General features: G+C 46.5%; 24 protein-coding genes. 1 reads left to right on the top strand and 23 read right to left on the bottom strand.

What is annotated here, in order from left to right; all coding sequences use genetic code 11:
• Positions 1–12 precede the first annotated feature (12 nt).
• The 21 genes from lpdA to ACO53F_RS06360 all read right to left on the bottom strand — a co-directional run bounded on the left by lpdA (position 13) and on the right by ACO53F_RS06360 (position 21,725).
• Entirely contained in the window at positions 13–1,419 is a 1,407-nt protein-coding gene (gene lpdA / locus ACO53F_RS06260; RefSeq protein ID WP_023390702.1) for a dihydrolipoyl dehydrogenase, read from the bottom strand.
• 13 nt (positions 1,420–1,432) lie between these two features.
• Entirely contained in the window at positions 1,433–2,734 is a 1,302-nt protein-coding gene (locus ACO53F_RS06265; protein WP_485137754.1) for a dihydrolipoamide acetyltransferase family protein, read from the bottom strand.
• A gap of 29 nt (positions 2,735–2,763) precedes the next feature.
• Positions 2,764–3,741 carry an alpha-ketoacid dehydrogenase subunit beta gene (locus ACO53F_RS06270; RefSeq protein WP_023390704.1) on the bottom strand — a complete coding sequence of 326 codons (978 nt, stop codon included), beginning with the start codon at positions 3,739–3,741 and terminating at the stop codon, positions 2,764–2,766.
• Between the two features lie 2 nt (positions 3,742–3,743).
• On the bottom strand, positions 3,744–4,844 hold the full coding sequence (pdhA, locus tag ACO53F_RS06275) for a pyruvate dehydrogenase (acetyl-transferring) E1 component subunit alpha (RefSeq protein ID WP_023390705.1): 1,101 nt from the start codon (positions 4,842–4,844) through the stop codon (positions 3,744–3,746).
• A gap of 457 nt (positions 4,845–5,301) precedes the next feature.
• On the bottom strand, positions 5,302–6,192 hold the full coding sequence (locus tag ACO53F_RS06280) for an ABC transporter ATP-binding protein (RefSeq protein WP_485137755.1): 891 nt from the start codon (positions 6,190–6,192) through the stop codon (positions 5,302–5,304).
• On the bottom strand, positions 6,173–7,234 hold the full coding sequence (locus tag ACO53F_RS06285) for an ABC transporter ATP-binding protein (RefSeq protein WP_485137756.1): 1,062 nt from the start codon (positions 7,232–7,234) through the stop codon (positions 6,173–6,175). The genes ACO53F_RS06280 and ACO53F_RS06285 overlap by 20 nt, the downstream gene beginning before the upstream one ends.
• An 8-nt stretch (positions 7,235–7,242) precedes the next feature.
• Positions 7,243–8,313, bottom strand: coding sequence for an oligopeptide ABC transporter permease (opp3C, locus tag ACO53F_RS06290; protein ID WP_485137757.1), 1,071 nt, complete (start codon positions 8,311–8,313; stop codon positions 7,243–7,245).
• A gap of 1 nt (position 8,314) precedes the next feature.
• Positions 8,315–9,253 carry an oligopeptide ABC transporter permease gene (gene opp3b / locus ACO53F_RS06295; RefSeq protein WP_311465441.1) on the bottom strand — a complete coding sequence of 313 codons (939 nt, stop codon included), beginning with the start codon at positions 9,251–9,253 and terminating at the stop codon, positions 8,315–8,317.
• 285 nt (positions 9,254–9,538) lie between these two features.
• On the bottom strand, positions 9,539–9,865 hold the full coding sequence (gene yajC / locus ACO53F_RS06300; protein WP_298077173.1) for a preprotein translocase subunit YajC: 327 nt from the start codon (positions 9,863–9,865) through the stop codon (positions 9,539–9,541).
• Positions 9,866–9,933: 68 nt separating this feature from the next.
• Entirely contained in the window at positions 9,934–11,079 is a 1,146-nt protein-coding gene (gene tgt / locus ACO53F_RS06305; RefSeq protein WP_023390711.1) for a tRNA guanosine(34) transglycosylase Tgt, read from the bottom strand.
• Between the two features lie 124 nt (positions 11,080–11,203).
• On the bottom strand, positions 11,204–12,535 hold the full coding sequence (locus ACO53F_RS06310) for an FAD-dependent oxidoreductase (protein ID WP_485137758.1): 1,332 nt from the start codon (positions 12,533–12,535) through the stop codon (positions 11,204–11,206).
• An 80-nt stretch (positions 12,536–12,615) separates the two neighbouring features.
• Entirely contained in the window at positions 12,616–13,887 is a 1,272-nt protein-coding gene (locus tag ACO53F_RS06315) for a Y-family DNA polymerase (protein ID WP_485137759.1), read from the bottom strand.
• Positions 13,880–14,236 (bottom strand): hypothetical protein, encoded by a 357-nt coding sequence (locus ACO53F_RS06320; RefSeq protein WP_485137760.1) that lies wholly within the window; start codon positions 14,234–14,236, stop codon positions 13,880–13,882. The genes ACO53F_RS06315 and ACO53F_RS06320 overlap by 8 nt, the downstream gene beginning before the upstream one ends.
• Before the next feature lie 123 nt (positions 14,237–14,359).
• Positions 14,360–15,547, bottom strand: a complete 1,188-nt coding sequence (locus ACO53F_RS06325) for a hypothetical protein (RefSeq protein ID WP_485137761.1) — start codon at positions 15,545–15,547, stop codon at positions 14,360–14,362.
• A gap of 4 nt (positions 15,548–15,551) precedes the next feature.
• Positions 15,552–17,468: a hypothetical protein gene (locus ACO53F_RS06330; RefSeq protein ID WP_485137762.1), complete on the bottom strand. Its 1,917-nt coding sequence runs from the start codon at positions 17,466–17,468 to the stop codon at positions 15,552–15,554.
• A gap of 75 nt (positions 17,469–17,543) precedes the next feature.
• On the bottom strand, positions 17,544–18,173 hold the full coding sequence (locus tag ACO53F_RS06335) for a GDSL-type esterase/lipase family protein (protein ID WP_485137763.1): 630 nt from the start codon (positions 18,171–18,173) through the stop codon (positions 17,544–17,546).
• Positions 18,174–18,182: 9 nt separating this feature from the next.
• Positions 18,183–18,584 (bottom strand): rhodanese-like domain-containing protein, encoded by a 402-nt coding sequence (locus ACO53F_RS06340; protein ID WP_070755516.1) that lies wholly within the window; start codon positions 18,582–18,584, stop codon positions 18,183–18,185.
• A 10-nt stretch (positions 18,585–18,594) separates the two neighbouring features.
• Positions 18,595–19,569 carry an ROK family glucokinase gene (locus ACO53F_RS06345; protein WP_485137764.1) on the bottom strand — a complete coding sequence of 325 codons (975 nt, stop codon included), beginning with the start codon at positions 19,567–19,569 and terminating at the stop codon, positions 18,595–18,597.
• Positions 19,570–19,580: 11 nt separating this feature from the next.
• Positions 19,581–20,291 carry a rhomboid family intramembrane serine protease gene (locus ACO53F_RS06350; protein ID WP_485137765.1) on the bottom strand — a complete coding sequence of 237 codons (711 nt, stop codon included), beginning with the start codon at positions 20,289–20,291 and terminating at the stop codon, positions 19,581–19,583.
• Between the two features lie 58 nt (positions 20,292–20,349).
• Positions 20,350–20,925, bottom strand: a complete 576-nt coding sequence (locus ACO53F_RS06355; RefSeq protein ID WP_485137766.1) for a 5-formyltetrahydrofolate cyclo-ligase — start codon at positions 20,923–20,925, stop codon at positions 20,350–20,352.
• Positions 20,926–20,936: 11 nt separating this feature from the next.
• Complete coding sequence (locus ACO53F_RS06360) at positions 20,937–21,725, bottom strand: glutaminyl-peptide cyclotransferase (protein ID WP_485137767.1); 789 nt, start codon at positions 21,723–21,725, stop codon at positions 20,937–20,939.
• A gap of 79 nt (positions 21,726–21,804) precedes the next feature.
• On the opposite strand from ACO53F_RS06360, the gene ACO53F_RS06365 reads away from it, so the two are divergent.
• Positions 21,805–22,428, top strand: a complete 624-nt coding sequence (locus ACO53F_RS06365; protein ID WP_298077161.1) for a lysophospholipid acyltransferase family protein — start codon at positions 21,805–21,807, stop codon at positions 22,426–22,428.
• Between the two features lie 112 nt (positions 22,429–22,540).
• On the opposite strand, the gene nth is transcribed toward ACO53F_RS06365, so the two are convergent.
• A complete protein-coding gene (gene nth, locus ACO53F_RS06370; protein WP_485137768.1) occupies positions 22,541–23,173 on the bottom strand; it encodes an endonuclease III in 633 nt (210 codons plus the stop codon).
• 80 nt (positions 23,174–23,253) lie between these two features.
• Complete coding sequence (locus ACO53F_RS06375) at positions 23,254–24,630, bottom strand: DUF4832 domain-containing protein (RefSeq protein WP_485137769.1); 1,377 nt, start codon at positions 24,628–24,630, stop codon at positions 23,254–23,256.
• Between the last annotated feature and the right edge of the window lie 22 nt (positions 24,631–24,652).

The raw sequence follows: 24,652 nt of genomic DNA on the forward strand, positions 1-24,652 counted from the left end.
TTGGGTAGTTGATTAGACGTGAATTGGGTGACCTAAAGCTAACTCAGCAGCATCCATAACTGTTTCAGCTAAAGATGGGTGTGAGTGGATTGTCAAGGCGATGTCTTCAGCGTTCAAGCCGCCTTCAACTGCCAAGGTCAATTCAGCAATGATGTCAGAAGCGTTAACCCCTGCAACTTGTGCCCCTAAGATGGTGTTGTCTTCCTTATCCACAACCAAACGTACGAAACCTTCAGTTGCGTTCAAGGACAAGGCACGACCGTTCCCAGCTAATGGGAATTTAACAGCTTTAGCATTCAAACCAGCTTCCTTGGCTTGGTCTAGAGTGTAACCTACAGAAGATAATTCTGGGTCAGTGAAGCAGACTGCTGGCATTGCCACGTAGTCAACTTCTGATGCTTGCCCAGCGATTGCTTCAGCAGCAACCTTAGCTTCATAGCTTGCTTTGTGGGCTAAGGCTGCACCTGGTACAGCGTCACCGATAGCGAAGATGTTTGGTTTGTTAGTGCGACCTTGTTTGTCAACGTTAATCAGACCACGTTCGCCCACGATAACCCCCGCAACTTCCAAGCCGCAGTTATCGGTGTTAGGACGGCGACCAACCGTTACTAAGCAGTATTCTGCTTCAACGGTGTGTTGTTTGCCCCCTACTTCATAAGTAACTACAACAGACTTGTCTTTTACTTCTGAGTTCAAAGCCATAGCGTTGGTGATGATATCTACACCTTTCTTAGCGAATTCATTTTCCACTAATTTAACCATGTCTTTTTCAAAAGTTGGGATGATTTGGTTAGAACCTTCCAAAATTGTAATCTTAGTACCGAAGTTAGCGAAAGCACCTGCTAATTCTGAACCGATGTAACCCCCACCGATTACCACCATAGAAGATGGAATGTGGTCTAGGGCCAAAGCACCGGTAGAGTCAATCACGCGGTCGCTGTACTTGAAGCCTTTGATTTCGATTGGGCGACTACCAGTTGCCACGATGGCATTGTTGAAGCTGTAAGTTTGAGCTGAGTCTTCTTTGACTACACGTAATGTATGATCATCTACGAAGAAAGCTTCCCCTTCAATAATCTCTACCTTGTTCTTCTTAAGCAACATGCGAATCCCGCCGGTTAACTTAGCAACAACTTCTTTGTCTTTCCATTCTTGGGTACGTTTGAAGTCTACAGTGATGTCTTTGGCAATAACCCCAAAGTGGTCACCATGTTTAGCATTGTGGTAGGTGTGGCCAGCGTTGATCAAAGCCTTAGAAGGGATACAACCTACGTTCAAGCAGGTCCCCCCAATGTAGTCTTTTTCAATGATGGCAACTTTTTGGCCGAGTTGAGCAGCACGAATAGCTGCTACATACCCACCAGGGCCAGAACCAATCACGACTGTGTCGAGTTCAATTGCGAAATCTCCTACTACCATAATCTATTTCACCTTAACCTTCCATCAATAATAATTCTGGGTCAGCCAATAAACGTTTCAATTCGTTCATTGCGTTTTGTGCAGTAGCACCATCGACGATACGGTGGTCGAAACTCAAGGACAATTTCAACATACGGCCAACAGCGATTTCGCCTTCAGCGTTCACCACTGGTTGAACGTTGATAGTCCCCATCCCTAAGATAGCAACTTCTGGGTAGTTAATGATTGGAGTGAACCATTGACCACGTGCAGAACCGATGTTAGAGATTGTGATAGTCCCTTGGCTCATGTCTTGAGCAGTTAACTTACCTTCGTGAGCTAAAGCTGCCTTGCCGTTGATTTCATCTGCAATGTCGAATACTGACTTGGTGTTAGCGTCTTTCACGTTTGGTACGAAGAGGCCACGTTCAGTGTCAGTTGCAATACCGATGTTGTAGTAGTTCTTGTAGACAATTTCTTGGCTAGCGTCGTCAATAGAAGCATTGAGGACTGGGAACTTCTTAACAGTTGCTACTAAAGCTTTTACCACGTATGGCAAGAAGGTTAACTTAGTACCACGGTTAGCGGCAATGTCTTTGAACTTCTTACGGTGATCCCATAAAGCAGATACTTCTACTTCGTCGAAGAGGGTTACGTGAGGTGCAGTGTGTTTAGAGTTAACCATTGCCTTAGAAATTGCTTTACGCATTGGAGATAATGGTTCACGAGTTTCAGCTTCATCCTTACCAGATACATATGGTTGTGCTGGTGTTGCTGGTGCTGCCGCTACGCTTGCTGCTTCAGCTGGCGCTGCTACTTCTGCAGCCGCAACTGGTGCTGCTTGACCATTGAAGGCCAAGACGTCAGCCGCTACAACACGACCGCCCTTACCAGAAGGAGTTACTAAACGAATGTCGACACCCTTGTCACGAGCTAATTTACGAACAGATGGCATTGCTAAGACACGTTTACCTTCACCTGCAGGAGCGCCTGTTGGGGCACCTGGGCCTGCTGGTGCTGCAGGTGCAGCTTCCGCAGCTGGAGCCGCTTCTGGTGCAGCTTCTGCAGTTGGTGCTGCATCGCCTTCGTCTTCATGGCCAGGAGCGTCGATTTCAACTAAAACGTCCCCTACGCGCGCAACAGTTCCTTCTGGAACCAAGATTTTTAAGATTTTACCAGTAACTGGAGATGGAATTTCCTCAACCGATTTGTCGTTTTGGATTTCCACTAATGTATCATCTTCTTGAATGGTGTCGCCTTCTTTGACGTCCCATTTTACGATTTCGCCTTCGGCAATCCCTTCACCGATATCAGGCAATCTGAATTTAAAAGCCATGTTATTTACTTCCTTTCCTCAACTGAATATTAGAAGTTGTATACTTCGCGTACTTTTTCTTCGATGTCTGTTGCGTTTGGCAACCAGTCATGTTCGGCTTGACCGAATGGGAAGATGGTGTCAGGTGCTGCAACGAAACCAACTGGTGCTTCTAAGGAAAGAACAGCACGTTCAGTGATTTCAGCCATTACGCGAGCGCCAACCCCTGCTTGACGTTGTGCTTCTTGAACCACAACGACGCGACCAGTTTTCTCAGTGGTTGCGACGATTGCTTCAATGTCAAGTGGTTGAACAGTACGTAAGTCAAGGATTTCAACAGAGATCCCGTCTTTTTCAAGTTTTTCAGCCGCTTTAACCGCTTCACGAACCATTGCCCCGTAAGTGATGATGGAAACGTGGTTCCCTTCCTTCACAACATTAGCTTTGCCTAAAGGAATGGTGTATTCAGCTTCTGGAACTTCCTCACGGAAAGAACGGTAGAGTTTCATGTGCTCTAAGAAGATTACTGGGTCGTTGTCACGGATAGATGACAAGAGCAAGCCCTTAGCATCGTATGGACCAGAAGGAATAACAACCTTGATACCTGGAGATTGAGCCAAGAGACCTTCCAAGTTATCAGCGTGCAATTCAGGCGTGTGAACCCCACCACCGAATGGTGCGCGGAAAGTGATTGGCATGTTACGGCTACCGCCAAGACGGTAACGAGTACGTGCTGCTTGAGCAACAACAGAGTCCATTACTTCGAAGACGAAGCCTAAGAATTGGATTTCAGGGATTGGACGGAAACCTTCCAAAGCCAAACCGATGGCCATACCACCGATACCAGATTCTGCTAAAGGAGTGTTGAAGACGCGGTCTTCACCAAATTCTGCTTGTAAACCTTGAGTGGCACGGAATACCCCCCCGTTCAAGCCGACGTCTTCCCCAAAAATAAGGGTACGGTCGTCATTGCGTAATTCAATGGCTAACGCTTCTGTGATAGCCTCAATCATCGTTTTTTGAGCCATTATTAGTTATTCTCCTTTGCTTCGAATTTCTTAATTTGTTCTGCTGTGATGAAGTCTGGTGTTTCGTACATGTTCTTCAAGAAGTCAGAAATCTTTTGTTTAGGTGCTTGGTCAGCTAACTTGATGGCTTCCTTGACTTCTTCCTTAGTACGTTCGATTACCGCTTCTTCTTTTTCTTGAGACCAAAGGCCTTTAGATTCTAAGTAAGTACGGAAACGAATAAGTGGATCTTTTGCACGCCATTCTTCTTGAACACCGTCTGGTTGGTAACGGGTTGGGTCATCACCTGATAAGGTATGTGGACCGAAGCGGTAGCACATTGTTTCGATGAGGACTGGACCATTGCCTGCTACAGCGTAGTCACGCGCCGCTTTGGTTACAGCATAAACTGCTAAGATGTCCATCCCGTCTACTTGAATCCCTGGGATCCCAGCAGCAACTGCTTTTTGAGCCAAAGTAGGCGCAGCAGATTGGAGCGAACGTGGCGTAGAAATCGCCCAACCGTTGTTTTGGATGAAGAAGATGGCTGGTGCTTTGTAAGCGCCGGCGAAGTTAATCCCTTCGTAGAAGTCCCCTTGTGAAGAACCACCGTCACCAGTCCAAGTCGCAGCAACTGCGTCTTTACCGTTCTTCTTAAGACCTAAAGCAACCCCCATGGCTTGCACGTATTGTGCCCCGATGATGATTTGTGGTGGGTAAGCATTGAAGTCAGCTGGGTAGTTGTTCCCTTCTACGTGACCACGTGACCATAAGAAAGCCTTGTGGAGTGGTAAACCGTGTTTGATGAGCTGAGGCACATCACGGTAACCAGGCAAGATGTAGTCTTCTGGTTTGAGGGCTGCAACAGAGCCTAATTGTGATGCTTCTTGACCAAAAGTTGGAGCGTAGAAGCCTAAACGTCCTTGACGGTTCAAAGCAGTTGAACGTTCGTGTAAGATACGGGACCATACCATATCTTCCATCAATTGAACCAATTCTTCATCAGATAAATCTGGTAATAAATCTTTGTTGACAACTTTACCTTCTGGGCTCAAGACTTGGACCATGTCGAAGTTAAAGTTATCTGGACGCAATAAGTCTTCAATCTTAACTTTTTTTGCCATACTTGTACACTTTCCTCTCTTTATTTAACTACTACCAAGCAAGACAGACTTAATTTCTGTATTACTGGTAGACTGTACCTTATAAATTTACCACTCTTGGCTAGCAAATGCAAGTTCTAAGGCTTGATAATAGTCACTTTAGCCCCTATTGTCCGTTTTTGTGAATGATACAATATAAGGGCCTTTTATCCAAGAAAAACGGTTACTTTTCGCCGGAAAGTGGATACATTAAGGGTTGAACTGTAATACTACACTTAAATATCTGTTTCAAAATCGCCATATAATGACAAAACAGCTTGTTTTTTCTTGTATCTTTGAAACCAATATTCCAGTTAGTGAATTTTACTTCACATGGACTTATTTAAATCACGCGCATTCGGGCTTGCTCTTCACAATCTACTTGGAGCACAAAAAAGACCTTCTCCCTGACACAGGAAGAAGGTTTATGCTTAGAATATTAGGCTTTAGCTTTCATGACCCAATGCTGGTCTTGTGCTTGCACCCAGTCATAAGGCGCTTCTAATTCAGCTTGACTTGGCTGATAGACAATCCGTTGACGCTGACGGTCTTGATCCGGATCTGGCAGTGGAATGGCTGATAGCAAGCTCTGAGTATAAGGATGTAGCGGTTGCTCATAGAGTGCTTCAGCAGGTGCTAATTCCACCATGCGACCTCGATACATCATGCCAATACGGTCACTAAAGTATTTAACCATGGCCAAGTTATGGGCGATAAAGAGATAGGTCAAGCCTCGCTCTTCTTGCAAGCCTTGCAATAGGTTAATGATTTGGGCTTGGATGGAGACATCCAAGGCTGAGATAGGTTCATCGCAGACAATAAACTTAGGTTCAACCGCCAAGGCACGCGCAATCCCAATCCGTTGGCGTTGGCCGCCTGAAAATTCATGTGGATAACGCATAGCATGCTCAGGTGACAAACCGACTGAAGCCAGAAGCTCCGCCACTCTGGCATCTCGCTCTGACTTGGAGGCTACTAAACCATGGACCTCCATACCTTCAGCCACAATATCTTGGACCTTCATACGAGGATTTAAGGAAGCATAAGGATCTTGGAAAATCATTTGGACGTCCTTGTTATATTCCAGTCGCTCTCCCTTGGATAAGTCGCTTAAAGCCTTCCCCTGATAGAGAATCTGGCCATCCGTTGGCTGATAGAGGTTGACAATGGCACGGCCAATGGTTGATTTACCACTACCCGATTCCCCTACTAAACCAAAGGTCTCCCCCGCTTGCACGGTGAAGCTAACATCGTCTACGGCCTTAACGACCGTATGGTCCTGATGATAATACTGTTTGAGGTTGCGCACTTCAATTAGAGCTTGTGTCATGCGATTCAGCCTCCTTCTTAGCTTGATAATAGGCATAACGTTCTTGAATGCTAGCCGGTGGCGTCACTTTAGGCGCCTCTGGATGCAAAAGCCAAGTCGCGGCATAATGGCCCGGATTAACCTCGAACATTGGAGGCTGCACCTCAAAATCAATATCCAGGGCATACTCATTACGGCAGGCAAAGGCATCGCCCTTTGGTGGATTGAGCAAGTTAGGCGGGGTTCCTGGAATGGCATATAGTGGACCTGACGAGGTCAAGGTCGGTGTCGCTGACAAAAGTCCCCAGGTGTAAGGATGTTGTGGATTATAGTACACTTCATCCACAGGCCCAATTTCTACCAGTCGCCCTGCATACATCACCGCCACGCGGTCTGCAATATTGGCTACCACACCTAAATCGTGGGTAATGAAGATAATGGCCATACCCTTCTGACGCTGAATATCCTGTAAAAGCTCAATAATTTGTGCTTGAACCGTAACGTCTAAGGCAGTCGTTGGTTCATCGGCAATCAAGATTTCTGGGTCCCCTGCCAAGGCGATGGCAATGACAATCCGTTGGCGTTGACCACCTGAGAATTGACTTGGGTAATCCTTCAGGCGCTGCTCAGGGTCCTTAATCCCACAGAGGCTGAGCAAGTTGCAGGCTTCCGCAACTGCTTCTGCGCGCGAAAACTTGCGATGTTTGATGATTACTTCCACCAATTGACGCCCGATGGTCAAGGTTGGGTTAAGCGACGTCATGGGATCCTGGAAAATCATGGCAATCTGCGAGCCACGGATTTTTTCCATTTGCTTATCACTTAAATTGCGGAGGTCTTGACCCATAAAATCAATCTTGCCCTCGTTAATGATGGCATTCTGGCTCAATAGGCGCATAATGGCACGAGAGGTCACCGTTTTACCAGAACCTGATTCGCCTACGATTGCCAAAGTTTCACCTTTGTGCAGCTGGAAGTCCACACCTCGAATGGCTTGGACAGTCCCCGCATAGGTTTTGAATTGAACCTGTAAATTCTCGATGCTTAAGACACGTTCTGTCATAAAGTCACCTACTCTTTCATTTTAGGGTCGAAGGCGTCACGCAGGCCGTCCGCCAGAAGGTTGAAGGCTAGCATTAGAATTGAAATGACACCCGCTGGATACCACATTAAGTGTGGCAAGAAACGGAAGGTCTTGTAACCATCATTAATTAAGGTCCCCAGACTAGCTGCTGGCGCCGGAATCCCAATCCCAATGAAGCTTAGGAAGGCTTCGAAGAAGATAGCTGCCGGCAAAGCAAACATGACTTGGACAATAATCAAACCCAGCATATTAGGCAGTATATGACGGAACATAATTTTAAGGGTTGATTGGCCTAGCACACGTGCTGCTAAGACATATTCTTGTTGCTTGATACGAATCGTTTGAGCCCGCACCACACGAGACATGGAAATCCAGCTGGTCAAGGCAATGGTGATAATGATGGACACAATCCCTGGTTGGAGCACCAAGAGCATGAGGATTACGATAACTAGGTTAGGAATCCCTGATAGGATTTCTAAAATCCGTTGCATGAGGGTATCGATTTTACCCCCAAACCAACCAGAAACCAAGCCATAAATGACACCAAAGACTAGGTTAATGGCTGCTGCTACAAAGGCAATCAAGAGGGAAATGCGCGTCCCATAAAGGATACGCGACAGCAAGTCACGACCTAGGGCGTCAGTTCCTAAATAATAGTAGGTACCTGCAGGTACTTTGGCAGCTAGGTAGCGATCTACCAATTTCCCAGCCCGGTTGGCCCCATAGCCATTAAACCAGGATAAACCTTCTAGTCCTGGAATTTTAGGCGGCAAATTGGCATAGGATGGATTCTGAGCCGTTGGTGAGTAAGGCGCAATCCAAGGCGCCAGAATGGCCAAGATAATAAAGGCCAGAATAATAATCAAGGAAATCATGGCCGCCTTATTACGTCGTAAGCGGCGCCAGGAATCCTGCCAGAAACTCAAGGCTGGCACATCACTCATGGCATCTTGGCGACCACAGTCACGCTTAGCCAGTTGCAGTTTTTGCGCGGTTAGGTCCCCTGCTTGAGCTAGTAAAGCCTCATTATAGGAAGACTTAGCTAATTCATGTTGCATCTTAGGCACCTCCGGTCAGACGGAGTCGTGGATCAATTAACCCATTGACTATGTCAGAAATTAAAATCATGACCACTAACAAGGTGGAATAGAGAATGGTAACCCCCATAATGGTTGGGAAGTCGTTAACCATAATCGATTTGGTGAATTGTTCACCAATACCTGGAATTGAGAAAATATTTTCCACTACCAAGGAACCTGTCATCAGGCCAGCTGTCATAGGACCTATAATGGACAGGAGTGGAATGATGGCATTGCGTAAGGCATGACGCACCACCACATAGAAGCGGCTGAAGCCTTTAGCCCGAGCCAGCTCAATATAATCCGCATTGAGGACTTCAATCATTTCCGTCCGGACAAAACGGGCCGCATCCGCCATCGGTGACAGAGACAAGGCAATGGTTGGCAGAACGGTTGAGGCAAAGCCATCACGCCAGAAGGCAATCGGGAACCAAGCTAAGACCACGGCAAAGAGAAATTGCAAGACAACGGCGAAAACAAAGCTTGGGACTGAACGACCTGCAATGGCAAAGACCGAGGTAAAACGGTCAATCCAGGTATTCTGGTAGACTGCCGAAATAACACCTAGGAAAGTCCCCAGCACGGTCCCTAACAACATAGCCTGTAAGCCCAATTGCATAGAAGGCCCCGCCCGGTCAATAATAAGCTGAGAAACAGGCGTATTGTTAAATTGGAAGGACACCCCAAGGTCTCCCTTGAGAATATTGAGCAAGTAACGCCCATATTGAACCCAAATTGGCTGGTCCAGGCCATACTTAGCGTTGAGGGTTTGAATTTGGGCAGCAGTCAACTGATCTTCATTGGAAAATGGCGTCCCTGGCAGGAGTTTCATCAAGAAGAAAGTGACAGTTACAATAATAAAGAGCGTCAAGAGCATGTAGGCTAGGCGCTTGACCATATAACGAATAAAGGCTTTCATAGGTCACATCCTTTGTCCCCTTGATTGGTGTCTTAGGGGTCTAGTATCTCTTATATTATAGCCTATCTGCCCCCTTTGGCTCTAGTCACTTGCTCTAAAAAATCAAAATTCCATTTGAATGTTGTCCCTTAGATTAGGTTAGACCTGCAAAATCCTTATTCTACTGGGCTTTTTGTCTTTTTGATAAAGTCAGCAAAAAGACGAACATTCTAGTCACTTCTCCCCTACCTTTCTGATGATAGGCACAAAAAAAGCTGAGACAGCGTCTCAGCTTGAGCCTAGGACTTAGGCTTCTTCATTGCTTACTTCTTCTTTTGGTTCTAAGTCAGCTACTGAAGGACGTACGCGTTCGCCTTGTTTAACAGTGGCAACAGCGCTTAGTTCGTAGGTTAAGTAGATGCCTTCGCAGTCTAAGACAACCAGACGGTTAGCCAAGTCGACTTCTTCAACAACCCCGTGTAAGCCACCGATGGTTACAACAGCGTCCCCTTTTTTGAGGGCCTGCAACATTTGTTGCTTTTCTTGTGCTTGGCGTTGTTGTGGGCGAATCATGAAGAAGTACATAACCCCCATGATTAAGACAAAGGGTAATACACTAACTAGTAAATCCATTTTGTCACTCCTTATTGTGTTCTATAATCTATACTTTATCAGACTCTGCTATAAATTGCTAGCAGTTTCTAGAAATTACGCGCATTGGCCTTGCTATAACCGTATTCTTCGAAGAAGGCTTGGCGGAAGTCTAAGAGAGAGTCATTTTCAATGTGGTAGCGAACTTGCTTCATGAGATTGAGCAAGAAGTGGACGTTATGAATAGAAGCCAGACGTAGGCCGAAAATTTCGTCACACTTAATCAAGTGGCGAATGTAAGCCCGGCTGTAGTGCTTGCAGGTGTAGCAATCGCACTTCTCGTCGATTGGACGGAAGTCGCGGGCATACTGAGCATTCTTGACTACCAGACGCCCTTGGCTAGTCATACAGGTCCCATTGCGGGCAATCCGTGTGGCCAAGACACAGTCAAACATATCCACCCCACGAATGACGCCATCAATCAGCGAGTCAGGTGAGCCAACCCCCATTAGATAACGTGGCTTGTGCTTAGGCATGACAGGTGTCAAGTAATCCAGGACTTCATTCATCTCTTCCTTAGATTCCCCAACTGACAGTCCCCCAATCGAATAACCCGGGAAGTCCATAGCGATCATATCTTGAGCATGGGCTAGGCGTAAATCCTTGTAGCCTGCCCCTTGTAAAATACCAAAGAGGGCTTGATCCTGTGGACGTTGGTGGGCGCGCAAGCCTCGCTCAGCCCAACGCGTAGTCCGTTCGATTGAACGTTTGACATAGTCATATGACTGGTCAAAAGGTGGACACTCGTCAAAACTCATGATGATGTCGGCACCTAATTGGTTTTCAATGTGAATGGCCTTTTCAGGCGACAGGAAGAGCTTCTCTCCATTAATATGGTTGCGGAAGTGGACCCCTTCCTCCGTGATTTTACGCATGTCGCTGAGGGAGAAGACTTGGAAACCGCCCGAGTCAGTCAGAATCCCCTTGTCCCAGTTCATAAATTTATGTAGGCCACCGGCTTCCGCCACCAAGTCTTCACCTGGTCGTAACCAGAGGTGGTAGGTGTTGGCAAGAACAACGTCTGCCCCCATCTCCTTGAGTTCTTCAGGCGACAGGCCCTTGATGGTTGCCAAGGTACCGACCGGCATATACATGGGGGTCGGGAAGGATCCATGCGGGGTATGTAAGATTCCCAGGCGGGCGCCAGTATGTTTTTCTTCTTTGATGAGTTCATACCAGACTGCTGGTTTGGTCATGTCATCGACTCCTTTATCTGTTCAGTGCTCTCCCATTATAGCAAATTTTGCCTGTCAAAACCACCACTTTTGCCGCAGTCGGACTAGACAAAAAGCAGCGAGGCCTAGGCCTCGCCGCTCATACTTATTTTGGTTGTTTTAAGACATCGTTCAAGGCTTCCGAAATGGTTGGATGAGTGAAGAGGAAGTCACGAATTTCAGTGTAAGGCACCTTGGTCTTGATAGCTAATGCCAAGAAGTTAATGACTTCTGGTGACATAACCCCATAGTGAGTGGCACCCAGAATGGTTTGATCTGCCTTGTTGACAATAATCTTGAAGCTACCGCGGTCATTGCCGATGACTTTGGCTTTAGGCACAGCCGCCATTGGTAAGCCGAAGACTAAGACTTCATGGCCTGCTTCTACCGCCTGCGCTTCTGTCAATCCCACATGTGATAATGGGGTTTGGAGGAAGACGGTGTAAGGAATTAGATTCCGGTCAGAGACCTTGCGAGATTTGTCGCCCCAGAGTTGGTCTTTGACAATACGGAAATCATCTAGGGATACATAGGTGAATTGTGGTCCACCTTTGACATCACCCAAAGCGTAAACGCCAGGAACTGCTGTTTCTAAGTGCTCGTTCACTACCACTGCACCTTGAGCATCCAATTCAATATCCGTATTTTCTAAGCCTAATTGCGCGGTATTTGGACGGCGACCAGCCGCCACCAAGATGGCATCAGCTTCTAGGCGTTGACTTTGCCCTTGGTAGCTATAGGTCACAGTCCCGCCCTCAAAGGCCAAATCTTGAATGCCTAAGTAGAAGGTCAAACCAGCAGCTTCCATATCTGCCTTAATTTGAGCGGCGATTTCTGGTTCTTCACGTGGCATGAAGCGGTCAAAGATATCCAAGACGGTCACTTCAGAACCGAAGGTCCGGAACATATCGGCCATTTCCAAGCCGATATAACCTGCCCCTACCACCACTAAGCGTTTTGGCAATTTTTGTAAATCCAAGGCTTCTGTTGAAGTTAAGACAAAATCATTGCCTTCCAAGCCAGGAATAGCTGGTAATGCAGTCTTAGCCCCAGTATTAATGAAGATGCGGTCCCCTGTTACTTGACGGGTTTGACCGTCAGTTAAGGTGACTTCAAGGCTGCGGTTGCCGGTAAAGCGAGCCCATCCAGTCCAAACTTCGGCACTCGCTTCATCTGCAATCATGTGATAGTTTTTGTCATTTAAGGTAGCAATTAACTTAGCCTTGCGAGCAGCCGCTGCTTCGAAGTCTAAGCCTTGTCCTGCTGCTTCAATCAAGGTCTTAGATGGAATACAGCCGATGTTGATACAGGTCCCCCCGTACATCTTAGGAGAAGCTTCAATTAAGAGTACTTGTTCTTGACGACCAGCCAAGGTTTTAGCTAGGGTTTTGCCCCCTTTACCAAAGCCAATCACGATATTTTGATAATGTTGTGTCATGTTAATCCCTCATTTCATTCTTGCTATAATCCTAGTTTAGCCTCCTTGCCAAGAAAAAACAATTAGGTACTTTTTGGTAACTAGTGACCCCCAATCAAATCCGATCTTTGAATCGCCGTAGCCCCCGGCAAAAGACTGCTAGCTCGGACTAAACTGCCATAGCCATAGCGCTCCCTAACAGCATCCACCACGCGTTCTGCCCTTTCTTCTTGGGCGGACTGTTCCGGGTCTTGGAAGAGAGAGAGCTGGGTTGGGCCGGCTGCCTGCAGGTGGCTGACGGTCAGGTGCAGGCTCTTAACAGGTAGGCGGAAATAGTGACGCTTGAGCAAGGTCTGGCTGTGGGCCATAAGCTGCTTGCTACTAGAGGTCAATTCAAAGGTCATTTGACCACCCGATCGTTTGGGGACGATGTCCTTGCCATAGCCTATACCCAAGCCTAAACAAGATGTCATCCGCCCTTCCCGTCGCAGGCGACTCGCTAGGTTATCCGCCATTTCTCGGACCACCAAGGCGACTTGCTTATAGTCCAGATAGTTCCTTTCCAAAATCTGGGAAGCACTATAGACCTGACTCTGAGGGCTATAAGCCTCACCTATGACACTGGCATCTAAACCATTGGCGTGATAATAGAGTTCTGCCCCCTTGACCCCAAAGCGGGCTTTAAGCTTGCCCAAATCAGCATGAGCCAAATCCCTTACGGTATAAATACCCATGGCCTCTAGCGCCGTCTGAGTGCGACGGCCAATCCCCCAGAAATCACTGAGCTTTTCAATCTTCCAGACAGTCTCCGGAATCCTAGCGTAGGACCAATAAGCTAGATAAGGCGGCCGGTACTTAGCCACATTATCCAGACAGAGCTTGGCCAGTAGTAGATTGTCCCCTATGCCCACACAGGTCGGCAGACCATAACGCTTGTAAATATCATGCTGAATCTGCCAGGCAATCTGATAATTGGAACCAAAGAGCGCATGACTGCGCCCCACATCCAGAAAAGCCTCGTCAATCGAATAAACATGCAAATCCTCCCAAGCCACATACTGGAGGAAGATTCGGTTGATATCATGGTTACGCTCAACATAAAGATTCATACGCGCCGGCGCCAAGACGATATCCGAATCCCGCTTAGGTAAATCATAAACCCGACTGCCGGTGCCGATGCCGTATTCTGCCTTCATACGAGGACTGCTGGCCAGGACCAAGCCTCCTTTGAGATGGGGCCTGGAGACCACACAAAGCTTAGCCGTCAGTGGGTCCAGTCCCCTTTCTACGCATTCAATACTGGCGAAGAAAGACTTGCAGTCAATGCAGAGAATGTCCTGTTTGGGGAAGAGGTCAGGGTCACGCTCAATCATGGTCCCACCACTTGGTCGGCTCATAGACTTGGACGTGGCGGATGGTCTCATATTCAACCGGCGAGTTGTCGATGAGGACAAACTGGTCTGCCCGTCCGATGACCTGCCCCATATAGTAAGCATGGCGCTCTGCCACCTGCACATTAAGGGTCACCTTAACCCTCAGTCTTTCTTGGAAAGCCCGCTGGAGCTGGGCATCAATTTCGGACTCGGTCATGACCTCTGGCGGCTGATAAGTCGCCAAAACCTCCTCTCGATTAGCCAAAACGCTGGCCTTCAAATGAGGGCTGGAGAAAAAAGGCTGCCACTTCTTCATGCCACGGTCATGATAATTTGTATTCATTGCCATTGTATTCACCTCATCTTAAGTATACGAACACATGTTCGTTTTGTCAATGAGGATGAACCCCTATAAATAAAAAAGCACAGTCTAAGCTGTGCTAATAATCTAAGTCTTGGGTTACCCATTATTTTATTGAATGATGTCGATAGGAAGATCTGGAACTACATCACTTAGCTTCTCCCTGATAATTTTAACGTAATCTTGAATCATCCGTTTTGAATAGCCGCGTCCTCGGACATCTAATGCTAGGCGTTGCTCAGTACCTTCGGGAAGATGGGTTGCACGATTCGAGAATTGTCGACGCAATTCAGTAATCATGGCCTTTAAATTAGCTGATTTCACTAAATCATAATTTTTTGTCTCAATAGCTCTTAATTTGCCATCAATCCACGCCAATATATCGGGTCGAGTAGATCCTGCTATTTTAGATGAAACTTCTTTGCCATTCAAAAAACTTACTTGAGTTCTAATATTTTCGTAACCCAATTTACTATAATAAGCAACAGCATCTATTTCAGACTGTTGATAAGTTGGGATTCCACTTGTAGCCTTGATGGCTGAAGTCAGTTGTTTCTTCGCATCAAGTTGCTCTAGCCATTTACTGGTCCCACCAGAGACACTACCTACAATAGCGCCCCACTTAAAAGCTTCACTTGAATCTAAAGTTGCTTGTTTAATGGAGGCTTTTAAATCACCAGTATTGACGGCAGTTAGGCCTCCGGAAATTACTGCTGTCGATAGTGCTGAGCTCAGTCCGACCTTAAGTCCAGTTGTAGCAGCAGCAGCAAACACAGCAGATACAGTTCCTCCTGTTGCAATACTAATCGTCGCGCAAACTAAAATAACGCCAGAACCTGTCGCGATATTCTTAATGATTCGCTCAAATGAATCGTCATAATCTTCAAAAGGTACGACTTCCGTTTCGCCAGATTCACTTAATTGGAAAACATAACGTTGACCTTTGAATTGTTGATTCAATTCCTCTAAAGTATAGCCAAAGTAAATATTGGACTTACTATTGTAGAGCATTTCTTCAAGGTATTCTTTAGAATAATAAATTGCCTCTACTGACTCTACCTTAACATCATCCGTCGCTAATTGCTCATTCAGTTTCGCGTAGACAGAATCTTCAAGGGACTTCAGGTAAGCAGGATCGGATGGAGATAAACTTTCTGTTTCCTCCTCTTGGCTAGCCAACTCTGGACTACTGGTCTCGCTTTGGCTTTCTTGTGCCAATACGGAATGACGACTTGCATAGGCAGAGAACTGAGTAAATACCAACAAGCAAACTAAAATCTTAATCCATAAACGTTTCATAAAGCTACTCCCCTTCTTTAGTAACTTTCTTATTTTTTAGATAGATAAAGCGATAATATGCGGTAGCGGCCCCTACTCCAAGCACTACCAAGACTATAAGTGGCAGAGAAGTAGATGAAGATGTCTGAGAAGTCGTTGCTGTGGTATCCACTTTTCTTGCTTCATTTGAGTCTGAATTCTCTAAATTCACTGACATGAGGCTAGACTCAGAGGTTAGTACTACCTGCTGCTCAGATTTAATTGAATCTTCAGTTAGGGTCCGAGTGCCGTCAGTTAAGTCTCCATCTTCCGTGACTGTCTCACCTTTTGTCAGGTGTTGATTCAATCCATCAACAGTTAATTTATACTTAGAGAGGGCCTTGAGGTATTTATTCTTTCCAACAAATACCGTTTTTGTTAGAGGTTCTCCTCCAGTATATTGATTGCGAACAGTGAAGGTATAAATACCTTCTTCTGTATAGGAATCATTATCTTTAGCTGGACGACTGAATCGCGTATCCTCAACTAATACACCATTATCGTTTGCCTTAACCTCTGATTTCGTGACGTCAATGGATAAATAGCGAGAACGTGCCATATCTAGACGGAAACCATCATTCACGATGCTATAATCAGAAATCTCACTACCATTATCTAAACTTATCGGGAAGACCATACTATTCCCATTCCGAATTTTAAATCGGAAGAGAATTTGGTAATTAGAATAGCTTGGCAGTACCTTAACTGGCCCAAGTTGGGCTGGTGCATGTTCCAACTCATAATCCAAGGCAACCTCATAGTCACCTTCTTCAAAAAGTTGAACACGAGTATCTGCTCCTGTTCGGGCATTAGCTCTCAAAAAATCCCGGTAGAGAATAGGATCGTGAACATTCCCTTGGTGGTCCGTGTAACGAATAATTAAAGCGCCTTGCTTAAAATCAGTTTGCTTAACTTCAAATAATTGGTCATAGCCATCTCGGTCATGGGAAATCTTTAAGTGTTCTTCGCCATTCAGTTTTTCAATATTCTGTTTCAGTGTAAACCAAAGAGATACCTTGTCACCTACGTTTTTCAAGAAAACAGGCACGCCGTTATCTTCAGTTTCTCTAGTATAACCATTGACTACAAAAGTCCCTAAGTCCCAACTGTAATGGGGATCATTCTTATCCATTTCTCGAACAGCTGAATAGCCTTTGTCTTTTACGCGTCCTTCTTTACGTCCCAACTCTCGTCTTGGGCTATCAGAAGCTTTCAAAGTTTGACCTGCTGCTTCTTGATTTTCTAGATGGAAGTTATAAACCTCCATTTGGCGAAGGTATTCAAATTTTCCATGGTCTAAAGGATTCCAACTTGCACCTTCGCTGACTTTTTTACCTAGTTTATAAGTAACAATCACACGAACATATACACCATTTTGAAGCTGAAGATCATTCGGATGAAAAAGTACTTCTGAACTGTCAGTCGACTCCTTGAAAAAGTCTGTTTTAACGAATTCAGTCGTCCATTGTGTTTGGTCAAGAGATGTTTGGACAATAATCGCGCCTTTCAGGACATCATGGGGCAACTTTTCTCCATACACTTGACTTACCTTATCCTCAACCAAGTGCCACTCGGTCTCTTCTTGTCCTAGCGTCCCATGGTCAAATTGGTAGCGCAAGTCCATTTTGTTATCAGTAGTTTGGTAGCTAGTAAGACCATTCTTAGCCCCTTCTTTATAATCTGATACACCTTCCAAAGTCAGATTGCCTAAGCCACTTTCCTCAAGTAACTCAGCACTGTTCAACGTGGCTTCAGTATAATCTTGCTTGGCATCAAAGCGATAAATTTTACCACCTATTACTTGTGGCTCGGCTGCCAGAACATTACTGGTAAAAGCAAATGCAACCATTGCAATTGTATATACAATCACAGAAAATCGTTTCAAAAAAAATACAATCTTCATTTATACAGTTCTCCAATCATATATCTCTTAACATAGCTTAAACGTGTCCTAAGACACGTTTAAAGCTCACAAATATTATACACCTAGGGCAATCTTTTTTGCAATCGCTTGTCCTAAAGCTTGATGATTTTTCTCGTCCATGTGAACGAAGTCGATATTGGAAGGTTGGGCCACGGTTTTAGCATCTAAGAAGGCCACGCCGTACTGGTCACAAATTCTTTCCAAGATATTGGCTAGGTATTCTGACTGCATAATGCCATACTCATCAATTTCCTGGTAGAGGAATTCGGGATGATTCATAAGCCCACGCCCCACCACAATCGGTGATACCACCAAAATTTTGGGTGGAGCCTGATGGACCCAGTTAGCAGGGTTCTGAATGTATTTAATCATTTCCCCAATACCTAAGGCAATCTGATTGGCGCATTTGCCAAAATGACGCTTAAACTCATTGGTCCCCAACATGATGACTACCTGATCCAGCGGAGCATGGGATTGCATGACCATTGGTAAGGCCGTCATACCGTGTCGCTCAGGATTCTTATGGTCGGGGCTATTGACCGTTCGGCCATTGTGCCCTTCTTCGATAATTTCATCCTCTGGCCGCAAAGCTGCCAAGACACGGGTCCAGCGCTTGGGATGGCGACTGGCATTAAGGGGATTGAGGCCCCAGGTATTGCTGTCACCAAAACAAAGAATCCGCATGCTAGTCGCCTACTTTCCTTTGGCAGTCTTAACCTTACCCGTCCACTCAGTCATACCACCCTTAAGGATGTAAATGTCATTATAGCCATTGCGTTTGAGACGGAAAGCCGCACGTTGGGCGGTCCCGAAAGCCTCGTCTACTAGGTAAATAGCTTGGTCCTTACGGATTTCCTTGAAGCGCATCTTGAATTGAGAACTTGGGATATTACGCGCCCCTAAGATATGACGAGCCTCAAACTCAGCCGCTTCACGAACATCGATTAATTGTCCCTTACGCCCTGCTGCAATCAGGTCTTCTTGCTTAATGGCTTTGGCGGCATAACGGCCCATGCCCCACAAGATCCCATAATAGAGGGTGTAAATCACAATAATACTTAATAAAACAACGGTAATAAAATTCAGAATTTGCATGCTTCTACTCCTAGTCCTTATTTAGGGCAAGACGTACTAATTGGGCTGCCCCGATGACCCCAGCATCGTTCCCTAATTCTGCCAAGACAAGCTGGGTGGTGTCTTTAATTGGCGGGAAGACATATTGATTGAAAAATACTTGGATTTTATCCAAAAGGAAGGTACCGGCTGCGGATACCCCGCCACCCACCACAATCTTAGAAGGGTTGAGGGTATTGGCCACATGAGAGCATGCCAAACCTAAATAGCGCGCGAACATATCCACAATATGGTTAGCGAAGAAGTCGCCTTCCTTAGCCGCATCAAAAATCAATTTAGAAGAAAGTTCGTCGCCATTATCAACGGCTGCCTTAATTGGTGAGTCACCGGCATATTCTTCGGCAAACTTACGGGCTAGGTTGACAATACCAGTGGCTGAAGCGACTGTCTCCAAGCAACCTGGCTTACCGCAGGTACATGGAATTGGGTCCGTCGTTTCGACCGTGATATGGCCGACTTCCCCAGCTGCTCCGTTGGCACCGCGCACCATTTGGCCGCCAGAGACGATACCGCCCCCAACACCTGTTCCCAGGGTAAACATGACCACATTGGCTTCGCCATTGCCGGCCCCTTTCCACTGTTCCCCTAAGGCTGCCACGTTGGCATCATTATCAAGGAAGAAAGGCATATCCAGGGTTGCTTCAAAAGCATCTTTCAGGCGCTGTAAGGTCCGCCAGTTAAGGTTGAAAGCCCCGATTACCGTCCCCGCTTCTGCATCCACCTTACCTGGTGAGCCCATGCCAATCCCTAAAAAGTCATCTTTGGTAAGGCCATAGCGTTCCATATGTTCTTGAATGGACTGGATAATGGAAGGCACGATGTGCTTGCCATCCTCTAGGATGTTGGTCCCAATGGTCCATTTTTCCTGAATTTCCCCTTCTGAGGAAATAATCGCAAACTTGACGGATGTACCGCCTAAATCAATACCTAAAATTTTCTTTGACATAAATCTCACTCCTAGCGATAGATAAGGCTATTATTGAATCTAACAATTCCAAAATAAATCAGGCCGGCGCTGATAGCCACAATGACTAGCAGAACCAAGAGGCGATGCCACCAAGTACGGCGGAAAGAATGTGGCAGCTGCAAGACATAAGTCAAGCCTACCCCATAGAAGGCGCCACCTAAGTGGCCAAAAAAGTCAATGCCCGGTGACAGGAAGGAAAAGACTAAGTTAATCACGATTAAGGCCGCATAGTTCTGGGCCCTTGCACTCAGACTATAAGAATCTGGGTAGAGATAAGATAAGGCCAGATAACTAGCAAAGAGTCCAAAGACCGCCCCACTAGCCCCAATCGAAACGCTATTAGAAAAGGCAAAGGAGACGATATTGCCGCCAATCCCCGCTCCTAAACTTAGTAGTAAGAAGCGCCATTTGCCCATCAGAGGCTCTAATTCTTGACCTAAGAAATAGAAAGACACACTGTTCAAGGCGATATGTTGCAAGTCAGCGTGCAAGAAAACAGCCGTTATCAGCCGCCACCATTCATTCTGAAGCACAATCCTAATATTATATTTGGCTCCCAGTAGAAGCAAGGCTCGATACCAGTCTATTCCAGTTCGGGTTAAGCCATAGGTCCCAATAAACATGGCGACACACACTAATAAAAAGAGGTAAGTCACCCAAGGGCCACGTTGAATTCGGCGCCAGGTTCGTTTGATTTCCATAATACCCTCCGTCCTCTAAATCGTTCCCAATTATTATACCTTATTTTTGGCTTTTCGCCTAGGGCTGATTCAATGAGCGCGCTAACAATAAACGCCCCACTGCCTGGTCATGGTCCTCCGCCTGCCAAGCCATCTGGTCATAATATTGACAAGGCAAGACCAGACTCAGCGTTGGCGTCTCAATCTGAGCCAAGAGGCGATCATAGTAGCCGCCACCAAAGCCAATCCGCTGGCCATCCTCCCGGAAGGCTAGGCCCGGCACAAGCAAAAGATCTAAGCTAGCCATAGCCACTGCTGGCTCCGCCTGACTAGGTTGGTAGATGCCACGGAAAACTTGTTCTAAGCTCTCTTGCCCATGATATAGACAGAAATCCAAGCCTCGCTTAGGCATCATGCGCGGCAAGAAAACTTGATAGCCTAAGTCTACCAAAGGATCTAGCCACTGGGCCGTTGGCACTTCTTCTCCTACACCATAATAAAGGCCAATACGCTGGTGGCCTTCTGCCGCCAATAAGGCCAAAAATTGTTGCCATAAATCATCCGTTAACTGCTGACGACTAGAAGCAGGCATAGACTTGAGAGCTGCTAGGGTGGCTTGCCTTAGGCTAGTTTTTAAATCTGTCACGTTGGTCATAAATGGCCTCCTTATTTTAAGCGTACTTCAAAGACATAGGGATAGTACTTACCCGTCACATAGAAGCGGTCCCCTTCAATATGGGCGATACCATTGAGCACATCAGGCTTACCCCCAGGTGTCAACTGAGCTTCTAGTTTATGCTCCTTAATCAGCGCAGTGAAGTCGTACTGGCTCTCGATGACGCCCGTCTCAGGGTCCAACTTTACAATAAAGGGACTCTGCCAAATATTGCCATAGAGCTTGCCATCGACGAATTCTAATTCATTGAGCCATTTAATGGGCTTGCCCTGGTCCGTCACAGTCACCTCTCGCTTGAGCTCAAAGTTTTTAGCATCCCGTTCCTGTAACTTAGTGGAGCCATTGGTCATCCAGAGACTGTCGCGACTGGCATCATAGGCCAGGCCCCAACCTTCCCCCTCATAGTGGAAGGTTTCCAAAATAGCCAGGGTCTTAGGGTCCCGTTTATAGGCTAGGCCTTCCTTGTAGCTAATCTGCCAGACCGCATCCGGCGTCTGGGTCAGCCCCTCACCAAAGACTTGTCGGTCAAGCCGATCCTTAATTTCCAGCTGGCCAGTTTCTAAATTCAAGACACCTACAACGGAATCTCCATACTGGCCCGTCGACATAAGCAATTGGCCCTCAGGACTTACTTCCAAACCTTGGGTAAACCAACGGTCATCTCGCTCATATTGGGCTAGCACTTCATAGTCAGCCTGGGGGGCTGCCTGCACTAGCTGATTACTTGCACCTAGACAAATTAGGGCCAAGAGCCCCAAAACTAGAGGGTATTTTTTCATCTCACTCACTTCCTCACTTGAGTTTCGCTCCATGACTTGATATGATGATAGTATCATATATTGAGTGAAGGAGCCACTTATGCTATATAATTTCTTATTAACTTTTATCCGCTTCATTTTCCGCCTAATCAATGGCCGTGAAATCGTGCAAGGCTTGGAAAATCTTCCTAAAGATCAACCCTATATTATTGCCGCAACCCACCGGTCTTTGACTGACCCCTTGTTTGTTGCCTTCGAGACCTACCCTCATCAAATCGCCTTTATGGCCAAGGAAAGTCTCTTCAAGTTCAAGCCACTGGGCTGGCTCTTCCGTAAGGTCAACGTCTTCCCCGTCAATCGCGACAAACCCTCAACCAGCACTATCAAACATGCGGTTAAGATTATGAATGAAGATGGTAAGATTCTAGGAATCTTCCCTTCCGGCTCTCGTCATACTACTGAGATTAAGGGCGGGACAGCCTTCATCCAAAAACTCAGCAAACAAGCCATCGTGCCTTGTGCCATCCAACCACCTATCGGCTTCAAGCAATTCTTCTTGCGCCGTCGTTGTAAAATTGCCTTTGGTGCCCCAATTCCTTACCAAGAAGGCGTCAAGTACGACAAGGACAAGTTAGCTCAAATTGATGCCCAACTGGCTGAAGAATTCGCCAAATTAGACCATCAACTAGATCCTAACTATCACTACCAACCACGCAAAAAATAAGCTCATCCACTCCCATTATATCATATATGATATAATGGGAGTTTTTTTTACCCAAAAGACCCTGACAGTTAGAACGACTTCCAACTGCCAGGGTCTTCACTGATTTCATTGATTATTCTAAGCCTTCAAAGAGAAAGTCTATGGGCTTAGGATTCTTAGCGGTACTGTAGTAGCGGCCGAAAAAGAGAATAGCGTGGTGAGCCTGAGCCCAATCTTCCTTAGGGATAATTTCCATCAAGGCTTCTTCTACCTCCAAAGGGGTGGCATTGGCTGGCACAAAACCTAAACGTTTGGCTACCCGTTCCACATGGGTATCTACCGCCAAGGCCGGAATGCCAAAGCCTACGGCCAAGACCACATTAGCAGTTTTACGCCCAACCCCAGCCAAGTCCATGAGCTCCTTGCGCGTTCTGGGCACTTCTCCACCATAGCGCTGCATCAACTGCTCACAACATTGATAGATAAACTTAGCCTTGTTGCGGTATAGGCCAATGGTTTGAATATAGGGCTCTATTTCCTTAGGCGAAGCATGCAAGAAGGCTTCGGGTGTGGGAAAGCGTTCAAACAAGGCTGGTGTCACCTTATTGACCGAGACGTCAGTCGCTTGAGCACTCAACATGACCGCAATCAATAATTGAAAAACATTGTCATGGATGAGTTCGCAGTGGGCATCCGGATATAGGGCTTGGATTCTCTTAACAATCACCCTGGCTTTATCCAAGGGCATGGTAATCTTGGCTGACATGACGTTTCCTCCTGATAGTCTAGCAAATTCCCTTCTATTATAGCTCAGGCATCAATCGCAGCCAAGCGACTTGCTTAATCCTATTGGGCAGGAAAAAGAATCGTCCGACCTGTCTGGGCGTCATAGCCTGGCATGGCCAAGCGCAGGGCATCCTTGCCGGTCATAGGGTCCACAATGCCTAGGCTATATTGATAATTTCCTACCCGAGAACTTTCTTGAGCCGAGAGATTTAAGTCAAGGCTAACCTTCTCTTGGCGCCCTGGCACAAGCTTCGACAAGGTCAGTGGCACTTCAATCTTTTTAATCTCTTTTCCCTGGCCATCTTGAAGATAAAGGTATAGCGGCCAGTCATAGTAGAAAGGCGCAGCCCCCTTATTTTCAAAAGTCAAGGTCATAGTCAGCTCTTGCCCCTTTTGCTCTAGCTGAGCCTGGGAGACATAGATTTGATAACCTAGCTGACTCAGAATTTGCTTATAGGCTGCCTGACCTAAATCAGCTTTAGGCGCCTTTGGCCCAATAAAGGTCATATGTGAGGCTTTTACATGCTTCAAGACTTCTTGGAGTCGGGGCCCCATCAAGTCCTCCATAGAGTGGGCGCTGGTCATTTCGCCGCCAATGGCAAGGGTCTTCCAAGCCTGTGGCATGGCAATCAAACTCTTGTTTTGAGTCTGGTCATAGACGCCCCCACGTCTAATCCAGTCAAGCCACTGGCTCGTATTGAGAGCTTCCCCGACCATATCGTTATAAAGCCCCAATTGATAGGTCTGACCCCATTTAAAAGGCCGGCGCATGAGAATCTGGGTCTTAGGAAAGGCCGTGCGCCAAGGCGCCACGTAACCTTCCAGAATATCTTCAGACGGCAACCTTTTGAGGCCCTTTTCATAGTTGACATGCCACTCGCCCCAGTGACCGACACTGCCTAGCTCAATGAAGGAGACAAAGCCATCCTGCCCCCAACGCTGGCCCATAGCAGCCACCGCCTTGTCATGGGCTTTAATCAGGGCTTCTTGACTATAGTCTGGCGAAAATCCTTGGCCATAATCTGTGTGATACCAGTCACCGGCCCCCTTGATCTCTTGGTAGAGCCAATCCGGAATATCTTGATGACGGTCCTGACCAGGTAAATCTAGCACAAAGCGCAAAACCAAATGCTTGCCTTCTTTGCGCCAACGGTCAAACTGATTAGCCTTCTCAATGGCTTCAAAATTATATTTCCCCTCTTGGGGTTCCAATTCTTTCCAAGTCACATCGACGTAAAGAAGTTGAATATCCGAATCTACTTGGGATTTTTCAGCTTGGAGGGCATAGCCCATGAGCGGGTTACCTGATTCAGGTTCCTGCCAGTCAAAGCTAGCCTGACGTAAGACTTGGTCTTGTGCATTCACTCGATTGGGCTGGATTAGACTGACTGTAAGTAAACAGGCTAAAACCAACCAGCTAAAGTAATATTGACGCATCTTTCCCCTCCTGGACGGCTAC

This window comes from Abiotrophia sp. (assembly GCF_057275535.1).

What these genes read in the sequence shown, in the direction of transcription:
- lpdA (WP_023390702.1), bottom strand. Translation starts at nt 1,419, where the DNA reads ATGGTAGTAGGAGATTTCGCAATTGAACTCGACACAGTCGTGATTGGT.
- ACO53F_RS06265 (WP_485137754.1), bottom strand. Translation starts at nt 2,734, where the DNA reads ATGGCTTTTAAATTCAGATTGCCTGATATCGGTGAAGGGATTGCCGAA.
- ACO53F_RS06270 (WP_023390704.1), bottom strand. Translation starts at nt 3,741, where the DNA reads ATGGCTCAAAAAACGATGATTGAGGCTATCACAGAAGCGTTAGCCATT.
- pdhA (WP_023390705.1), bottom strand. Translation starts at nt 4,844, where the DNA reads ATGGCAAAAAAAGTTAAGATTGAAGACTTATTGCGTCCAGATAACTTT.
- ACO53F_RS06280 (WP_485137755.1), bottom strand. Translation starts at nt 6,192, where the DNA reads ATGACACAAGCTCTAATTGAAGTGCGCAACCTCAAACAGTATTATCAT.
- ACO53F_RS06285 (WP_485137756.1), bottom strand. Translation starts at nt 7,234, where the DNA reads ATGACAGAACGTGTCTTAAGCATCGAGAATTTACAGGTTCAATTCAAA.
- opp3C (WP_485137757.1), bottom strand. Translation starts at nt 8,313, where the DNA reads ATGCAACATGAATTAGCTAAGTCTTCCTATAATGAGGCTTTACTAGCT.
- opp3b (WP_311465441.1), bottom strand. Translation starts at nt 9,253, where the DNA reads ATGAAAGCCTTTATTCGTTATATGGTCAAGCGCCTAGCCTACATGCTC.
- yajC (WP_298077173.1), bottom strand. Translation starts at nt 9,865, where the DNA reads ATGGATTTACTAGTTAGTGTATTACCCTTTGTCTTAATCATGGGGGTT.
- tgt (WP_023390711.1), bottom strand. Translation starts at nt 11,079, where the DNA reads ATGACCAAACCAGCAGTCTGGTATGAACTCATCAAAGAAGAAAAACAT.
- ACO53F_RS06310 (WP_485137758.1), bottom strand. Translation starts at nt 12,535, where the DNA reads ATGACACAACATTATCAAAATATCGTGATTGGCTTTGGTAAAGGGGGC.
- ACO53F_RS06315 (WP_485137759.1), bottom strand. Translation starts at nt 13,887, where the DNA reads ATGATTGAGCGTGACCCTGACCTCTTCCCCAAACAGGACATTCTCTGC.
- ACO53F_RS06320 (WP_485137760.1), bottom strand. Translation starts at nt 14,236, where the DNA reads ATGGCAATGAATACAAATTATCATGACCGTGGCATGAAGAAGTGGCAG.
- ACO53F_RS06325 (WP_485137761.1), bottom strand. Translation starts at nt 15,547, where the DNA reads ATGAAACGTTTATGGATTAAGATTTTAGTTTGCTTGTTGGTATTTACT.
- ACO53F_RS06330 (WP_485137762.1), bottom strand. Translation starts at nt 17,468, where the DNA reads ATGAAGATTGTATTTTTTTTGAAACGATTTTCTGTGATTGTATATACA.
- ACO53F_RS06335 (WP_485137763.1), bottom strand. Translation starts at nt 18,173, where the DNA reads ATGCGGATTCTTTGTTTTGGTGACAGCAATACCTGGGGCCTCAATCCC.
- ACO53F_RS06340 (WP_070755516.1), bottom strand. Translation starts at nt 18,584, where the DNA reads ATGCAAATTCTGAATTTTATTACCGTTGTTTTATTAAGTATTATTGTG.
- ACO53F_RS06345 (WP_485137764.1), bottom strand. Translation starts at nt 19,569, where the DNA reads ATGTCAAAGAAAATTTTAGGTATTGATTTAGGCGGTACATCCGTCAAG.
- ACO53F_RS06350 (WP_485137765.1), bottom strand. Translation starts at nt 20,291, where the DNA reads ATGGAAATCAAACGAACCTGGCGCCGAATTCAACGTGGCCCTTGGGTG.
- ACO53F_RS06355 (WP_485137766.1), bottom strand. Translation starts at nt 20,925, where the DNA reads ATGACCAACGTGACAGATTTAAAAACTAGCCTAAGGCAAGCCACCCTA.
- ACO53F_RS06360 (WP_485137767.1), bottom strand. Translation starts at nt 21,725, where the DNA reads ATGAAAAAATACCCTCTAGTTTTGGGGCTCTTGGCCCTAATTTGTCTA.
- ACO53F_RS06365 (WP_298077161.1), top strand. Translation starts at nt 21,805, where the DNA reads ATGCTATATAATTTCTTATTAACTTTTATCCGCTTCATTTTCCGCCTA.
- nth (WP_485137768.1), bottom strand. Translation starts at nt 23,173, where the DNA reads ATGTCAGCCAAGATTACCATGCCCTTGGATAAAGCCAGGGTGATTGTT.
- ACO53F_RS06375 (WP_485137769.1), bottom strand. Translation starts at nt 24,630, where the DNA reads ATGCGTCAATATTACTTTAGCTGGTTGGTTTTAGCCTGTTTACTTACA.